At 36.5% G+C, this 16621-nt stretch carries 15 protein-coding genes and 1 pseudogene; 7 read left to right on the top strand and 9 right to left on the bottom strand.

Annotated elements, in window-relative coordinates:
• Nucleotides 1–256 (top strand): helix-turn-helix domain-containing protein (locus tag AACV33_RS17935; protein WP_182700497.1); only part of this gene is annotated, 256 nt, incomplete at its 5' end.
• Between the two features lie 103 nt (nucleotides 257–359).
• On the opposite strand, the gene AACV33_RS17930 is transcribed toward AACV33_RS17935, so the two are convergent.
• Nucleotides 360–1160: a mechanosensitive ion channel family protein gene (locus tag AACV33_RS17930; protein ID WP_182700499.1), complete on the bottom strand. Its 801-nt coding sequence runs from the start codon at nucleotides 1158–1160 to the stop codon at nucleotides 360–362.
• A 210-nt stretch (nucleotides 1161–1370) separates the two neighbouring features.
• On the bottom strand, nucleotides 1371–1553 hold the full coding sequence (locus AACV33_RS17925) for a hypothetical protein (RefSeq protein ID WP_017021698.1): 183 nt from the start codon (nucleotides 1551–1553) through the stop codon (nucleotides 1371–1373).
• Nucleotides 1554–2014: 461 nt separating this feature from the next.
• Here AACV33_RS17925 and AACV33_RS17920 point away from each other — a divergent pair, with 461 nt between their 5' ends.
• From AACV33_RS17920 to AACV33_RS17895, 6 genes are all read left to right on the top strand, one after another.
• Nucleotides 2015–2539, top strand: coding sequence for a hypothetical protein (locus AACV33_RS17920; RefSeq protein ID WP_182700496.1), 525 nt, complete (start codon nucleotides 2015–2017; stop codon nucleotides 2537–2539).
• A 141-nt stretch (nucleotides 2540–2680) separates the two neighbouring features.
• Nucleotides 2681–3652 carry a hypothetical protein gene (locus AACV33_RS17915; protein ID WP_182700495.1) on the top strand — a complete coding sequence of 324 codons (972 nt, stop codon included), beginning with the start codon at nucleotides 2681–2683 and terminating at the stop codon, nucleotides 3650–3652.
• Between the two features lie 338 nt (nucleotides 3653–3990).
• Nucleotides 3991–6543, top strand: coding sequence for a dermonecrotic toxin domain-containing protein (locus AACV33_RS17910; RefSeq protein ID WP_182700494.1), 2553 nt, complete (start codon nucleotides 3991–3993; stop codon nucleotides 6541–6543).
• Between the two features lie 413 nt (nucleotides 6544–6956).
• On the top strand, nucleotides 6957–7694 hold the full coding sequence (locus tag AACV33_RS17905; RefSeq protein ID WP_017021694.1) for a nucleoside recognition domain-containing protein: 738 nt from the start codon (nucleotides 6957–6959) through the stop codon (nucleotides 7692–7694).
• Nucleotides 7694–8161: a YjiG family protein gene (locus tag AACV33_RS17900; RefSeq protein ID WP_017021693.1), complete on the top strand. Its 468-nt coding sequence runs from the start codon at nucleotides 7694–7696 to the stop codon at nucleotides 8159–8161. The genes AACV33_RS17905 and AACV33_RS17900 overlap by 1 nt, the downstream gene beginning before the upstream one ends.
• 9 nt (nucleotides 8162–8170) lie before the next feature.
• Nucleotides 8171–9295, top strand: coding sequence for a M20 family metallopeptidase (locus tag AACV33_RS17895; protein ID WP_182700498.1), 1125 nt, complete (start codon nucleotides 8171–8173; stop codon nucleotides 9293–9295).
• Nucleotides 9296–9562: 267 nt separating this feature from the next.
• On the opposite strand, the gene AACV33_RS17890 is transcribed toward AACV33_RS17895, so the two are convergent.
• The 7 genes and pseudogenes from AACV33_RS17890 to AACV33_RS17860 form a co-directional block, all read right to left on the bottom strand.
• Nucleotides 9563–10333, bottom strand: coding sequence for a hypothetical protein (locus tag AACV33_RS17890; RefSeq protein WP_182700493.1), 771 nt, complete (start codon nucleotides 10331–10333; stop codon nucleotides 9563–9565).
• Nucleotides 10333–11286 (bottom strand): LPP20 family lipoprotein, encoded by a 954-nt coding sequence (locus tag AACV33_RS17885; RefSeq protein WP_182700492.1) that lies wholly within the window; start codon nucleotides 11284–11286, stop codon nucleotides 10333–10335. The genes AACV33_RS17890 and AACV33_RS17885 overlap by 1 nt, the downstream gene beginning before the upstream one ends.
• Complete coding sequence (locus AACV33_RS17880) at nucleotides 11287–12447, bottom strand: transglycosylase SLT domain-containing protein (RefSeq protein ID WP_182700491.1); 1161 nt, start codon at nucleotides 12445–12447, stop codon at nucleotides 11287–11289.
• A gap of 4 nt (nucleotides 12448–12451) precedes the next feature.
• The gene (locus AACV33_RS17875) at nucleotides 12452–13066 is read right to left on the bottom strand and encodes an LPP20 family lipoprotein (RefSeq protein WP_182700490.1); all 615 of its coding nucleotides are present in this window, start codon (nucleotides 13064–13066) and stop codon (nucleotides 12452–12454) included.
• 68 nt (nucleotides 13067–13134) lie between these two features.
• Nucleotides 13135–14763, bottom strand: a complete 1629-nt coding sequence (locus tag AACV33_RS17870) for a hypothetical protein (protein WP_182700489.1) — start codon at nucleotides 14761–14763, stop codon at nucleotides 13135–13137.
• 1 nt (nucleotide 14764) lies between these two features.
• A complete protein-coding gene (locus AACV33_RS17865; protein ID WP_182700488.1) occupies nucleotides 14765–15871 on the bottom strand; it encodes a tetratricopeptide repeat protein in 1107 nt (368 codons plus the stop codon).
• Nucleotides 15871–16621 (bottom strand): annotated as a pseudogene (locus tag AACV33_RS17860) (hypothetical protein); the annotation flags it as partial. The pseudogene AACV33_RS17860 and the gene AACV33_RS17865, both read right to left, overlap by 1 nt.

Here is a 16621-nt window from a genome sequence, read left to right as displayed (position 1 = left end):
TCTTTTAGATAGTTATTACCGGATTAACAAAAATGATACTGACTCAACTCATTATTTAACAAAGCGAGAAAAAGAATGTTTAGCGTGGGCTTGCGAAGGGAAAAGTACGTGGGAAATATCGATCATTCTTGGATGTACTGAACGTACTGTCGCGTTCCATTTGACCAATTCACAAACAAAACTTGGCACTAATAACCGCTGCCAAAGTGTATCAAAAGCAATATTAACAGGAGCGATGAACCCAGCGTATTCATAACCTGGCTTCCCTAATTTCTTTTTACATACAATTCGGCCTACTTAATTTAAGTAGGCCGAATGCATTAAATAATATGACTCGTTAGCAGGAATAAATAACGATGCTAGTCTTCTATTTTAGGAAACGTCTTTTCATACATCTCCATAAAATCTTGGCGGATAAGCTGTTCTAAATGAGAGGCTTTTTCCGTTGGGCAGAAAATAACGTAATACACTTTTTGCTCCCCTGTCGATGTGCTAGCAATATGGATATGTGGCTCAGAGCCAGGTAAATCAACCCCCGCATGCTTTTCAATAACGCCATTATAGCGTCGAGCCACCTCAATAAAATCTTCACAGTGCGTATCTATTTTTTCTAATAAATCGGGCAAGGTTGGATATAAATTAACAAAATCTCGCACACAAATAGAAAACTTATGATAAACATAACGCTTCATGAAATTAAGATTTTTAACGGGGTAAGTGAAGAACATACTATTAGGTAAGGTGGCGGTTTTTCCAGTGTAATTATACTGTCCGTGGTGTAAATCGATTTCTTGTATTACTGTCGCCATCATATTGTGCTCAATAACTTCCCCACACAATGTTCCGACTTCTATCCAATCACCAATTCTAAAAGAGCGAGAACTTGCTCGCTGAATCGATCCGGTAAAACATAGAATGATTTCTTTAGACGCCACCACTATCGCCACTGCTATCGCCGTTACCGATAAGGCAAATTCATTTATTTCTGACTTCCATAAAATGAATAAAATAATAACAATAAAGCTGAATGAGCCGTTTTTCGTGCGTGATATCCATTTGCGCTGATCTTCTGTTAAGAAAGCAATATCACCACGGATCCGTTTAACCGTAAAATGACGCACAAGTAAAACAAGGCTAATGATAAGAAGACTAAATACCATTTTGTGCGCCAATAAAAAATCAATGACAGTTATCAGTTTTTCCACGTTCACCTCGACACCTTATTCTTTAATCACCATGGTTTTTCAATCAGTCAGTAATTGAGACCAGTTTAATAAAGTAAATATCCCACAGGTAACGTTAGAATTCATCTTTCCTACGCGATTTCTTTCTCTTTATTCACGTTAATTCAATTCGATTACTGAATATGCTCAATAATACGTCACATTCGAGCATTCGCCTTCAATGATTCTTGCTTCTTTGTCGACTTTTTTACTGCGTGTTTTTAACATAATAAAGCCGACCACACTAAATCCAATGGCAAAGATTAGACTAGATACCAGAACAAAAAAACCTACGAATAAAGCAAATATCGTCGCTATCATTTGTTTCATATTTTTACTCTCTTTATAAATGAAGGTTCACTCTACCATTCCATTTCTGAATAGAAGATGAACAAACCAGAGCTCTTATTATACTAGAGATAAGATGTTGTAAATTATCTCCTTTCTTTCCATTTTCATTCTAACTAACCTTTGTTTAAACCATTTATTTTATATAAAACAACAAGAATATAACCTTAAAAAATTGATTATAAATGCGTTAAATGAAAACGACTCGCTACCTTTGACAAAAATAAAATACCACCACGAGCCAATAAAATGGCTTCTAACGGTATTACGTCACCTCAAAGATATGTGATCACACAAATTATCAACGTAGCGAATATCGCACGTTAAATTAAGACATTACCCTATAGCCACAAGATAATAAATGAGATACATTCCCATTGGCATCGTTCCCATAAATGCGGACGATAAACCCCACATACTGAATAACAAGAAAAAGGACACCTATGAAACGCTTAATATTATCAACAATTTTAATCACTTCTTCATTTTTTACTTTTGCTAATGAGCATGTATTTACGTCTGAACAATGGAAAGAAATAAAAACCGATGACCCTTACTGGGATTACTTAGATCAGATCTGCACCGAAAAATACCCAGGCTCTCGACCACCTAATGTCGCTGATATCATCGCTTTTACTAAGGAATTTAAAAAAGAATCTCAACGACCACAACTTTATACTTTCCTCAGAGAAACATTTGGCTTTGCTGATTCGAGCGACCCTAAAATCCAATCTGCTTTTGAATTAAACGGCAAACACCAAACTATCGCTTTGCCTTTTTATTTTCATGATCAAATTTCGTTCTACAATCCAACGACTCTTTTTTCTATCGCACTGAATGAAGACGATGAGTTAACCGCTCAGCTCCCACTGGTTGATCGGACAGGCGCTCGTGAAAGCCTAATAACATTAGCTCCTTCTTTAGGTGAAGCAAAAACGTTCTGTATTTTAGAAAACGAAAATAGCTAATAAAAAGCACCATCAATGGTTCACATCAACAACATCATTTCCATATTACATTGATCAAAACAAAAGAAATCAGCTAAAGGGGGAGCACCATTATCAGATGCCCTGTTAGCCATTTTTCATTATTAACTAAGAGTAAATACCATGAATCTAAAATGCGCCGTTGCTGCTGTCGCTTTTGTGATAGCACCTCAAGTTTATGCTTATGATCGCTATTCTATTTTTGAAGATTATGTCGATCAACAGTCGGTCATAAGTAACGATTTACGCCTACATAGCTTTATTAAGATCGTCGAAGATAAGGAAAGTTCCGTCGGAGAGTACCGTTATAATGAAGAAAATAAAATCACTCAACGTAAGTATCTAGACAGTGTTTTTGACTACGAATATAACCCTGATGGAACAGTAAAAGTAGCCAAGGCTCTGATGAAGCACAATAACCCTAACTCTCATATAAAGCATACAAAACAAAACTTTATCTCTGAATACGAATATCAAGAGCTCAACAATACAAAGGCCGTTAGCATTGAACGTAAGAAAGTGTTTAACGATCATGTTTCTAATTTAGAAGGAGCACCAGAAACAACCTATACCATTAAATATAAATACAACGATGATGGTAATTTAATAAAACGAGTTCAAAAACCAGATGACCGTTTAGATAAATCGAAACTCGTTTACCGCTATTCCTATTACTCTAACGGACGCCTAAAAAGAGTAAAAGAAATTAAAAAACTGAATCATACCGTTTTGGATAGAAATACCCTGAAGTTGGAATATTACAGTAACGGCGAGATCAAAAAGGCCACCCATGAGAAAAAAGACCATATTATTAGAATGGTCGAGTTGGATTACATTGATGATGGTTCATTGATATATGGCGTTCACTACGTGGATCCAATAAAAGAATGGAAAGTTGATATGGACTTCTTTGGACTTGCTTTCCTGCCGATTAAATATCTTAAAGAAACCAGCGGCGATAACGTCACACAATATCAATACAGCTATCAAAACACCGATGGCGATCAATTACCTAATGCTCTCGATGTAAAGCTCACGCTACCAAACAACCATATCATTGATCTTAAATACCGCTTTGAAAACCATCGCCCTTAGAGCCGTTAATTAGAAAACTGATAACAATAAAGTCGTTTAACTTTCGGCATTATTAATGATTACGACAAGTAATTTCATTGGAATTTGCTGCCAAAAATAAGCCGTAATAACACAATAAATCATAAGAAAACCTCATAATATAAAGGTACACATCATGAATAAAATTATGCTCACCATCCTCTTTCTTGCGTCTATTTTTACATTTAATGTCTCTGCAGAAGAAGATCCAGCGACATATTACCAATGTTATTTTAATCCCATTTCTTGTTTCTAACCGTTGTAATGAATAGAAATTTTACCACCTCTAAACCACATTCATTCTTTAATTAGGATCACTCATGAAATCAAAAGCAATTAAAACATTACTATTGATCGTTATATTCGCTGCTTTTTATATTTCTTTTCAAGTGAAAGCAAATGTAGAGCCCATAGACCAAGTCCCTAGTCATCGTTTCGATACAGCGTGGCGACTTCATTTTGTGCGCGACTACGCCGAGTTGATGAAAACAATCCCAGATCCCCTTGCTGTTACGTCCAAAGAACTCAAAACCGCATTAACAAAACATGGTTATTCAAACATTGACCCTGACGCTATTTTCTATAATGAATTTAGAGGAGCGATGAGCAGTTCACGCAGTTATAATGGGTGGGCACACCATGAAACCCCTTCTAAATCTTACACGGTAACTCAAGCCGTCATGTTAAATGTCTTCAATGAATTTAGGGACTCGTTCCCTGATACAATCAATCTAGATACCGGAATATATACCGAAGGCGCAGAGGGCGTCATGTTCGATGAGCGTAATGAAGTACGTCTGCTCTCGTCTGCATTATGGGATATCACCTATTCAGATTTAGACATTCAAACGTCTTACACTGCTGAGTTAACTCGATTTTGGGCTAATAATAGCGAACGTTATACTCAACTGATGCGTGACAGCTTTGCTTTTTCAGCACATCAACAGTATCAACTTGGTTTACTAGAACAAGATAATTACCAACTCGTTCTTACTCTGTTAAAACCAGCTCGCCCTGCAAATATTCACGTTTATCGATTCGATATTTATGGGTATGACGCGACAGACATGTTGTTAATCGAACAAGCGGGGCAATCTGGAGGCGTATTATACATTCCGGGAAGTGAGCAACCCTTTGTTGCTTATCGTACAGAACGTCAATTGAAAAAAACGATGTATAAACGACTCCAAGATCCTGCGAATAAGAAAGCGTTACTCAACCACTTTAGCCTTTATTTACGTCAAGATGGAACGACATATTCTGGTGTAGACAGTGCGTTAACTCAACTCGTTAATGGCAATTGGAATGACCGTTATTTTATGATGAAACACCACCCTGTGACGGGCAATGTCTTTGCCAGAATGACTGAATTGCGAAAAGCACGCATGAGCAGTGATGGAGACACCATGATAAAATCGAATGCCGAGTCTCAGCGTGATTATATCTTGTCTATTGCTAACAGCTTGGTCATCCTTTTCCCAGTCGTTGACATATTAATTCCTGAACTTGGTATTCCCTTAACTCTTTCTTTGAGTAGCACTCAATTTGGACTTAGTTTAGATAAAGCAGTCAATGGCGATTCGTTATCTGAACGGCTGACAGGAACTCGCATGAGTGCCGTTAATGCCGCCGTTCTTGCTACCGCCACCATACTTCCAGTGATGGTAAAATATGGTCAATCACTCGCCCTTTCTGCTGAAAAAGAAATTAGCTTACTGCCCAACCGAGTTCTTTTAAATGAGGGGGTTTCTGCTCACACTTTGAATGATTTCACATCAATGCCTCGAATTGTGATTCATCCTCAAACAGGCGAAGAATTACTCGGTGTTCAGTTAACAGAGAGTGGCAGAAGTACCTTATTAAGAGCCGATGGATTTGGTTATTTTAAAGAAATAGATCCATTAAGTGGGAGACTGATCAACGATAGTCGTGTAGTTCGAGCACTTAATATAGAGAATAATGAACCTCAATGGCTTGAACGAGGTGGTTTAAGAGGAGGAAATGGTGGCAGTGGAGATATCGAAACCAATGAGATCTCTTCAGATTATACGCCAAACCATAGCCAACAATCGGAGATCTTACTACCAGAAGATCTACCAGAGCCTCAAGGCATTGGAGGCTCTGGATATGCAGATATGACAGGGGGACGAGATCTTGAAGCTTACGAATTAGAGCAGCAAGTCAACCCTTATGGTTATCTATCTGATACAAAAGCATTACACCGCTTAAGCACTGAAGCGCAAAAAGAAATTCAGAACCTCCCTTTTTACAGAGGATATCAATCTGAATTAAATGGGTCGCGCGTGTTCCGTGGTGATACACGACTACCTGATGAAATATTCCATTCAGGTTTCAATCGTAGAATAGAACCCGTTGAGTATGTTCAGCTCGCTCATCATACTCGTGGTATCCGTGGTGTTATTTCAACCAGTACAGAACAATCTGTTGCAGTCAATTATGCTTTAGATAGTCAGCGTGGGTATGTTTATGCGATTGAACTTAATCACGGCGGAAAAACGGTAGATACGCTATTACGAGACGAATCATTGAATGAAATAGCGACACTGAACATTCCACCAGAAGACATCATGTTTGCTGTTGGGCCATTTAATAGTGTTAATTCAAGCTATCGAGAAGTCGTTGAAAACGCCGCTTATCGCACTGCAGAAGTCCGAATAAATCCACATTCAACCGCCTCAACAGAAGCCGCAGAACAAGCTTTTGAACGCCTTAAAAGCACGCTGAAATATGAATTAAGTTCAGGGATGTCATTCGCTGACCGTTACGCCAATCGCAGTGACTTGTTATGGTACGAAGATGAAATGCTTGAAAACACATTAAACAATGAGTTGTCATTATCCGTAAATCATTAACCAAATAAGGTGATAACCACCAACCAAACGATATGTAACACTGAGTAATTCTCTCATTATTTAACATACCTTAAACGCCCCTTATTTGGACTAGGGGCGCTTAATTATCCCCTCACTATTTACCACGATCCCTTGCTAAGGGATTATCTTCCTTTCAATAAACTCATTATTAATGAATCGACCTTGTACATTTACTAATCAAAAACACAATAAACTAACGAATCAACATAAAAATCTACATTTTCAGATAGATCACAAAATAATAATCTAGTTATTAACTAAATTGTTTTTAGAAATGCTTATTGATTCGTATCAAGTACTCTAAAAATAAATCGCTCAGAATACCCCTAAATGGTTACTAGTTTAATTATTCACTTTTTACATCTTATCTAAAAATTATAATTGAGGTATTTATGACGCAACCGACTGAGCAAGCTCGTAAGGTCACTATAGGCAGCTACTTAGCACTTGCCTTCGCAGTAGTGTTCTTTTCTGGCTTAATGACATCTAACGAATGGTATGGAGTATTAGACTTCACGACGTTGAATGGTTCTTTTGGACAAGTGGCTTATTCCGTTTCTGAAACGGCAGATGGCGTACAAGCAGCAACAACATCATTACGCGGTAAAGGCGGTAGTGGTGCTCGTGACGGTTTCATTTTTGCATTAACTCTTATTCCTACCGTTATGTTTGCATTGGGTATGATTAACGTTCTTGAGCATTACGGCGCACTTGATGCGGCTCGTAAGCTGCTTACTCCTCTTCTACGTCCTCTAATGGGCATTCCTGGTAACTCTGGTTTGGCTTTAATCGCCTCATTACAAAGTACCGATGCAGGTGCCGCAATGACTCGCCAGTTAAAAGATGAAAAGCATTTAACCAAGCGTGAAACCGATATATTCACTATGTTTCAATTTACAGCCGGTGCTGCCATTGTTAACTTTTTCTCTTCAGGCGCGGTTCTATTTACATTAACGAATCCTGATGGTTCTTTAGCGGTTCCTTCTTCTATTGGTTTAGCTGTTATTGTGATGTTTGCGTTTAAATTTGTGGGTGCAAACCTATTCCGTATTTACCTAAATATTACAGAAGGTAAAGAAGATAAAAACAGTGATAACAACGATAAAAAAATGACTGAGGAGACAGCGTAATGAGCGACGTTAAAGCGAAAAAACCAATGGTGACAGACATCTTCGTTGAAGGCGCTAAAAAAGGCTGGGTTATTGCAACGACATCTACTGTTCCTAACGTATTAATGGCGTTCGTTATCATCAAAGCGCTGCAAATTACGGGCGCGCTTGATTTAATGGGCACACTGTTCTCTCCTATCATGGCTGTTTTTGGTTTACCGGGTGAAGCGGCTGCAGTATTAATTGGCGCATGGATGTCAATGGGTGGTGCAGTGGGTGTGGTTATCACCTTATTTGACCAAGGAATTTTAGATGGTAACCACATTGCGATTCTTGCTCCTGCAATCTACCTAATGGGCTCTCAAGTTCAATACATGGGTCGTATCATGGGCCCTATCGGAACTGAAGGTCGCTATATTCCAGTAATGATTGCGATTTCAGTATTAAATGCATTTGGTGCTATGTTTGTTATGAACATGATTCTATAAGGATTGATGATGAATTTTTCTCTAAACGATTATCTAGAAGAGCTACGCCCTCTTATCAATGTGGATTGCGGAACGTACACCGTTGAAGGCATCGAAGTGATTGCTAACCACATGGCGGCAAAATACGAAGCGATGAACGGCTGGTCGGTAAAGCGCATCGATTGTGGTAAAGCAGGTTTTGGTCTTGAAATTCGCAACAAGCCAGACGCTGAACACATTGATGTGATGATGATTGGTCACATGGACACGGTTTTCCCTGTGGGTACGGCGGCTGAACGCCCAATGTCTATGGATGCTGAAAAAGCCTACGGTCCGGGTGTTTCTGATATGAAATCTGGCCTATTGAACGTGGTGTATGCACTTCGTAATCTAGATCAAGCCGTATTAGATAAGCTGTCGATTTGTGTGTGCATGAACCCAGATGAAGAAACTGGCTCATTAGATTCAGTTGATTGGATCCAAGAAACTGCGAAGAAAGCGAAGAATGTATTAGTCGCAGAAGCGGCGCGTGCGAACGGTGGTTTAGTTAAAGCACGTAAAGGCATGGCTAACTACAAAGTAACCTTCAGCGGTAAAGCGGCTCACGCAGGTAATGAACCAGAAAATGGCCGCAGTGCAATCACTGAAATGGCAAACTGGATCTTAGCAGCCAATGCAATGACGAATTTTGAATCAGGCACTACGCTAAACGTGGGTGTGGTTTCTGGTGGTGCTGGTGCTAACATCGTTCCTGATTCAGCAACGGCTGTTATTGATGTTCGTTTCTGGGATAACTCAGAATATGATCACGTTGATACCGCATTAAATGGCATGACTCAAACCCCATTTGTTGATGGTGTATCTATCACGGTAGAACGTGAAGCCTACAAACCATCAATGGTACCATCAGTGCAAACTGAAGCACTAATGGCAGTGGTTAAGCAATCAGCTCAAGAGCTTGAGATTGATATCAATTGGCAAGAAGTCGGCGGCGGCTCTGATGCCAACAACACGGCTATTTTAGGTATTCCAACACTTGATGGTTTAGGTCCTATCGGCGCAGGCTTCCACAGTGCTGATGAGTACTTACTGCTTGAGTCAATTGAACCCCGCATTAAGTTATTGATGAGTGTGTTGACGAAATTAGCTAAGTAATATTGAATATTTAGTTGATAAAAATAAAAACAGCGAGCCTAAGTGCTCGCTGTTTTTTTGTCTTACCGACATTACTATAATTAGCTTAATCACAACTCGTATACCTTAGTCTTTTACTTCTTCAAACTTATCTATAACCAGATTTTTTCATCTTCAAGTTTATCTTGCACATGCTCAAAAGCGTCTATATCGATAATACTCTCAATATTATCTGAGTAATTCATACCTAAGTAAACACCTATACAAATGAAAATAAGTGCGAAAACTTTAAAATATTGAGCTAAATAATTTTGCAATAATAATCAAAATGAAACTTGTTATCATTATCACCACATAAAATGATAAAAAGACAGAAACAAGACTAAAAACAATTGGTAACAACAATGAGTTTAGTAATGATATACCAAGAATAAACAGTAATAACAAAACAAGTAATATCAAAAATATCAGCCCATCTTTAACGCCTTCAAAATCTGATGACGAAGGTATTATGTGTGTGATAATAGATGACATAACAAACAACCAAATGAAATATTTGGAATTACTTTCTGTGAATAATATTACGTGTAAATCTACACTAGAAAACAGATTACTGATGAATAACCCTATCATCTCTGAAAATCTTGTAACTTCCAGTAGCTCATTATAAATAGGTCTATTGAATGACGTGAAATCTATTTCTGAAAATAGTAATTTAGTAAATAAAACGCACAATATTAAGCCTATATATATTGGTGCTAGCCCTATAAATAAATTTCCTATTCGGTGATAAACATTTATTTTAGAGTAACTATGATTTACATACCCCAATGTAGGTGTACCATTAAACTGTAATAGTTTAATTTCATTTATTTTATGCCCGAATATCAAACATGCTATAGCGTGAGAAATCTCATGAACAGGTACGCCAATAAATGCAGTAACAAATCTAAGTTTTGGAAAGCCTAACTGAGAAAGCTTCGCTGTTGTATATAACTCAATTTTTCTCTGAATAAATAAAAGAAAAAAGAGAGTCACAAACCCGATGATTATTGGCATTATTGTATCGTTATCTCTGGCATATTTGAATTTAAAAGGTAGTGTACTAAATTATTACGTTGATCAAAATGAGATAAAAATTTACTTGCAACATCACTCATTACCGCTTTTTTTGAACCCGTACTACTTCCTATAACTGAAATTACTTTTGATGCAATCGCAGGGCTTCCCAAGCTAATATGTATTTTCACACTTTCAGTCCGGGTTCCATTGGTTTTACTTGTTGTACTATTTGAATTGAAAGTGACTAATTCACATGAAGACCCTGATTTTAATTTTAAACCAGAATTCTGAATCGCACTTTCAATCGATGGTTGTAGCATTTTTCTTTCAAAAGAAGAGTGCCCTTTATATATCACACTCATACACATTGTATTTTTATACGCATTCTGCTTATCAAAAATACTCATTACTTTATTATATTCATTTTTAGCAATTTCAGATTCTGACATTATGGTTGTCGCCTGAATAAGATGTGCTTTCAAAGCTTCAGATGATTGTGTAATAACGAGATAATCTGATAGATCAATCTGCTTCTGACCTAATAGGTAATCAAATTTTTTAGATTGGACTTTAAGCGTATTTTCGTACAATGTAATAACTTCTGTTTTATCCACACTACCTTGAGCGTAGTAAATACCATGTTCAGCTTCTATATGTCCCCATGTAATTTTAGGTAATAAAACAGATTTATTTACCATTTCTGTAGATGATTTTGTTTCCATCGTTCCGCTGTTACCCACAGTTTTTATTGTTTCATTTAGACTGCTAGATATAGTAGAAGAAAGACTAAATGAGATCTGTTTTATAGCCTCTTGTTTTGCTAAACCAATACTTTCACCCAAACCTGAACCTATATATTGGTTAGACTTAAGCTCTAGGTTATCGTACCAAGATGGGGCTGCTATAACAAAACTCGGTATACATCCTAAAAGAATGAATATAGTTCTCATTTACATACTACCTGTATTCAGTATTTTTGCGTAATACTCTCGTTTATCGTTTACTTTCTTTAAGTAATCTCGCGCTTCTTTCGCAGGATGGCCTTTAGACAATTTATGATAAATCTCATCAGGGGTTAGTTTGTTTGCATTAACAGCTAATGATGATAATTTTGAATTTCGGTTACCATTAATTACTTTTGCTGCTGCGCCAATTCCACCATTATATGAGATTATAGATAAATACATCCGTGACTGTTTATTATCAACTCGTTTTAAATAACGAGTATCCAAAATATTTAGATAAGCAGTACCTATATCAATATTGAATTCTGGATTAAATAGTATTTCAGGGGAAAGTAATTGTTCTTTTCCTAAATAAATCTTAGTTACATCTCTACCCGCAGATGTCGGGACGACTTGCATTAAACCATAAGCAGGAATATGAGACTGAGCCATTGGGTTAAAGTGACTTTCTGTATGCATAATCGCAAAGATTAATTCAGGCGAAACATTCCACTTTTCCGATATTTTGTTTACGTGTGGAAGATAAATCATTGCTCGTTTGGCAACTGTATTTTGTGAAACGGCCATACTAACACGAGTTACTTTCAATCCGTTATCTTGTGTATAGCTTGATTTATTTTGTGCCATTAATAGTTCTTTAGAACTCACATCTGGTAGCACTTTCGCTTTTGATTCTATTTTATTCGGTTTGATTTTTGTCGCTGCTAATACACTATCTTTGGTATAGGCATTTGTTGTTGTTTGATTTTCTAGCTCAGAAACTTGGCCTTTAATGATTTTATTTATTTGTTCTTCTGAAAGATCATTACCAACAACCTCAACCACAACACTGCCTGTTTCAAAATCCACAGAACGTTTTACTTGATCATTATTAGAATATTGAACCCATTTTGATTTATTCGTTAGTTCTGGAATATCCCATGTTTTACTTAATTTTTCTTTTGCTTTATTAAAAGCAGATAAATAAGAAGCCTTAGACTGTTCAAATTTATCAATATTCTCTTTTTTAGAGCTTTCAAAAGAAGAAAGTATACTTGCCTTCTTCTTTTCAAAAGTATCAACTGAATCAGACGCATGCACTACGGCTAAGCTCGAAAAACAACTTAAACCGATGACAAGTGATTTTACAAATTTAGCCGTAGTCATTGAATTACATGCCTTCTAGTGCTTTAGCGATATCGTCAGATAACTGCTTATTTTGTGCAGGCGTTACATTAGTTGGTAAGGAGTTTGGTGCATTCTCTTGTACAACCTCAAGCGCTAAATCAATATTCTGTTGTAACGCGGCACGTGGCATACCTACATGAACATAAACATGACCATTCGGACCTGTCATCGTACGAATGATTTCAGTTCCTTTTAGTTCGAAATTAACTAATGCTTCTGAAACATCTTTAGTTGCACCAGCACCACCAGCTGCGCCATCAATACCTAACGTTCCGCTCGATGATTTAATCGTAGCAATTACATCCGTCTTAAACTGACCAGCAAGTGTTCTATTTGCATCTAAAATAGCTAACTGACGCTGATGAGCTACTCCACCTGATTTATTTGCACTTGAACCCGACGCCTGTTTTGCATACATTTCGCGGTTAGTATTTGGTTCACATTTCCATTTTGGAGCTGCTACTTCATAATATTCCCCACCAAAATTACACTCTAAATATGCAGGAGATTTCTCTACTACTGGCTTGCTTTTTTGTTGTGTTGACTGGCAACCAACTAAAGCCATTGCCACTACTGATAAAGCTAAGATTTTTTTCATTGTCATATCTCTTGGTTATTTAATTTTAGGGAGCTCTCACTCCCTGTTTTAATTTATGATTTGCTTGATTAAAAATCGTCTTCATCAATTGTTGGAGCATTCAACAACGAACTACTATTAGATTTAACCTTACTTGATGAAGTAGAGTGAGATGCAGTACTCTTCGTCGAATTAGATACATTTTCTATTTCTTGCTCTACATCATTAGCCGATACAGGTGATGTTTTCGACATTTCAAGTTGCGTGTCTAAAGTTTTATGAACAGCTTGGCTTACTTTATTACTTTTATTTGCGCTACTTGCGGCTTGATAAGCGGAATACTCCATCTTTAATGCTTCTGAAGCACTACTTGAAGAAATACCATAAGCTACGACATAAATCTTTTGTTGAGATATTGGATGTAAGACTGTTTTTGTAAATAGAGGTGATAAACCATTTACTTGACGGTTTTCTACTGATTGACGCGTTGTTTCTGCAAAACTTGTTGCTATCGCGGTATGATCTTTTCCTTTCAAGTCACCAGAACGAGTTTGCATCGCAATTTCAGCTTGCTTTTGAGTTTCGACATCAGCATATAATGCCATCGCAGCCTCTTTTTTAGCCATCAGGTCTGCAATTCCTTTATTTTTACGAACTAATGAAGATGTACCTTCAACAGGCATTGAATACGCACCAATAAACCAACGATCTCCATTTTTATCAACGTACTGTCTCGGTCCAACTAACGTTGCTGCTTCTTGAGAACGTAACCACTTTTGCACTGTTAAAGCTTTTTTAGGTTTTAAAGTAACCTTCTCACCAGTAACAATTGCTTTAGCTGCTTGCTCTAATTTAGGACTCCAAACCATCAATGTAGATACTTCATACTTTTCTTCCCCAGAATCCCAAGATTCTGCTTGAAGTAATACCGATGCCCCCATGATTGGTGCTTTTGCTAAAGTTTCAACACGACTTGATGATTCTAGTTTTGTCTTACCTTTAATGGCGCTAGCTTGTTTCATGATCTCCGACATTTCTGTCTTTGCTTCAACATAGCGCTGTTTTGCCTTTTGATACTTCTTAACTTTTTTTTCTTCAATCTTTCCTGCACTGTATGATTCATCAATTTTTTTAATTAATGCATCCATATAAGCATCACGGCGATCTTGCCAAGTGACACCTTTTAATTTTTCTGCTTCAGTTGCATTAACTTCTGCTAATAGCTTTTCTAATGTACGCTGCTGTGCTTCAACTTTTTTATTTAACTTTATATATTGTGCGTTTAACTCAGCGTGAACATCAGTGCCTGGAGCAGTTAACTGGTCAACTGCACGCATTTGGGTACGCATGAATTCAACCATTTTAGCTTTAGCACCCATTGTTGCCATCATTGCGTATTGAGAGCGTTTAGTAATAAATGAATCATCATAAGTCGGATCTTCAGAATCAAACATCTCAGTATTAACAACGAATAGACGCTTTTTATTAGCATCCCATCCTTGGCTCCAACCTTTTTTATTTAGTTCTTCTAAAATTTGCTGCTCTGCTGAAATATATGTTTCCTCATTAATTTCGGCTTGAACGAAAGGTTCTTCTACCATTGCAGATACAGCTTCTAATGCTGGAGAATCTCCTTTTGCAATAAAATCTTCTGCAACTACATTACTAGATAGCGCCAAACCGATTACAATAGCTAAAGGTGTTAGGATTTTTTTCATTTTAATTACCTATTTGTTTCTTCGCCCATGACGAAAATTGAACATGATTATTTAACAAAACTAACCAATGATTTAGTTCTACAGATGATTCTGAGTTTCTATTTTTCTCTGCTAAATAGAAATAGACCCAAGAATCTGCATTAGTTGGATCTTGTAAAATATATTGAATTACAGCAGCATAAGATTCTTTATTTTCGCCTAACGCCCTATATATATTGGCTAGCATTTTCCAATAATTAGCTTTCTTAGGGTTTAAATTAATAGCAAGAGTCAAATCATCAATAATTTGTTTAGGATTCTTACCATTATTAAAATTAACTTCTGCTTTCTTATACAAATTTTCAGCTAGAATATGGCTTGGGTTTTCATTAATAAATTGCACTAAGCCTTGATATAATAACGATGTTGATATCACATTATTAATATCAAACTCAGAATAAGGATTTTTCGATAAGAGGCAATATTCCTGAGCACAAACATTACTACTGTCTGTAGGCCTAAGATTTATTGATATCGCATCTTCGAGTGTTAGCATCTCATATATAGAAGCTAATCCATCCAAATCTAAGCTATGTAAATATAATGATAGTTTTAAATAGTCACCTTCAGATAAAGCGTTAAATAGCAATTCTGTTGCGATATTTTCAACTTCATTTTTAGGTATTTTAATGCCGTTATTCTTAAATAAATCGGCTTTAACCGTTACAACATACTCTTGAGTACATGGTTCTACCTTTGAGTTTCTATCAAAAACTAGCTGATGTGGGATATTTGACACCACATTGTAATTAGCTGAAACAATATCTTTAATATCGCCTTTCAATGGTTCTGATAGCCCTAATATATCATCCGAAAATGATACATTTCGCTTAGTAACTTCATTTACTAATTGTTTATAAAATAGTTTTTCAGCTTCTTTAGACTCTTGAGTCCCTGCATATTTTTTTTGAGTTAAACACTCTTGTTTAACAACAAAGAACACCCACTGTTCATCATCATAAACACCTGTATCTTTTTTACTATATTTAGATTCATAAATATCATAAACCGTATTTGCATATGATAAAAAAGAAGCTAGTAGTGAGAATATGAGTATAAAATACTTCATTAGCTTCTCACGATATCAAAGTACGCAGCATCGCTATCCACTTTTTTCATATGTGGTCTACGGCCTTTACCTTCTTTTTTAAATGTGGAATAAATTTCTTTTAGACTTTGATCAAAAGCTTCACTTAACGGTCCTGAAAAACGGTAATCTAACGTCATCGTTTTATATTTCTTATCCCATTTCCAAGTTTCTACGTTTCCGCTTGTTCCGTTATTTAAAACATGTTTAAAAATATCAACATCTGTTCGTTTTGCGTTCTTTAGAACAATTTGATAAACGATGCCTTTTTCTGCATGACGTGCTAAAGATTGAATAACTTCAACACCCATTTTTTTCTTCATTTGCTTATAAGCAACATGCTCTGAAACTTGTTTTGCTCTTGATACTGGCTGAACATAAATACGAGTTTTCATTGGATTATTATTTATCGTAAATAATATGTTGCCATTCTTATTATCTTTAAGAACAATACTCAATGTTGTTTCAATACCTTTAGACCCTTTATGGTCTTCTACATTTGATTGTCTTTGCTTTAAATAGAAAGTATGCGTTGCTTTTTTCTTACCATCATTAATTGTGAAACCAAGGCGCTCAAGTTCATCAATCACCCAATCTGATTTTTTATCATTTTCAGAATTAATAGAAAAAACAGGTTGTCCTAGTACTTGAGTATAAAAATTAACATCATTTAATAATTTACCTGCATCAACAATTGCTTCAATAATCACGTAATATTGACCACGAGAAATA

Origin of the sequence: Aliivibrio sp. SR45-2 (assembly GCF_963890165.1) — a bacterium.
Classification (GTDB): domain Bacteria; phylum Pseudomonadota; class Gammaproteobacteria; order Enterobacterales; family Vibrionaceae; genus Aliivibrio; species Aliivibrio salmonicida.
This window is presented reverse-complemented; position numbering and strand designations above follow the sequence as displayed.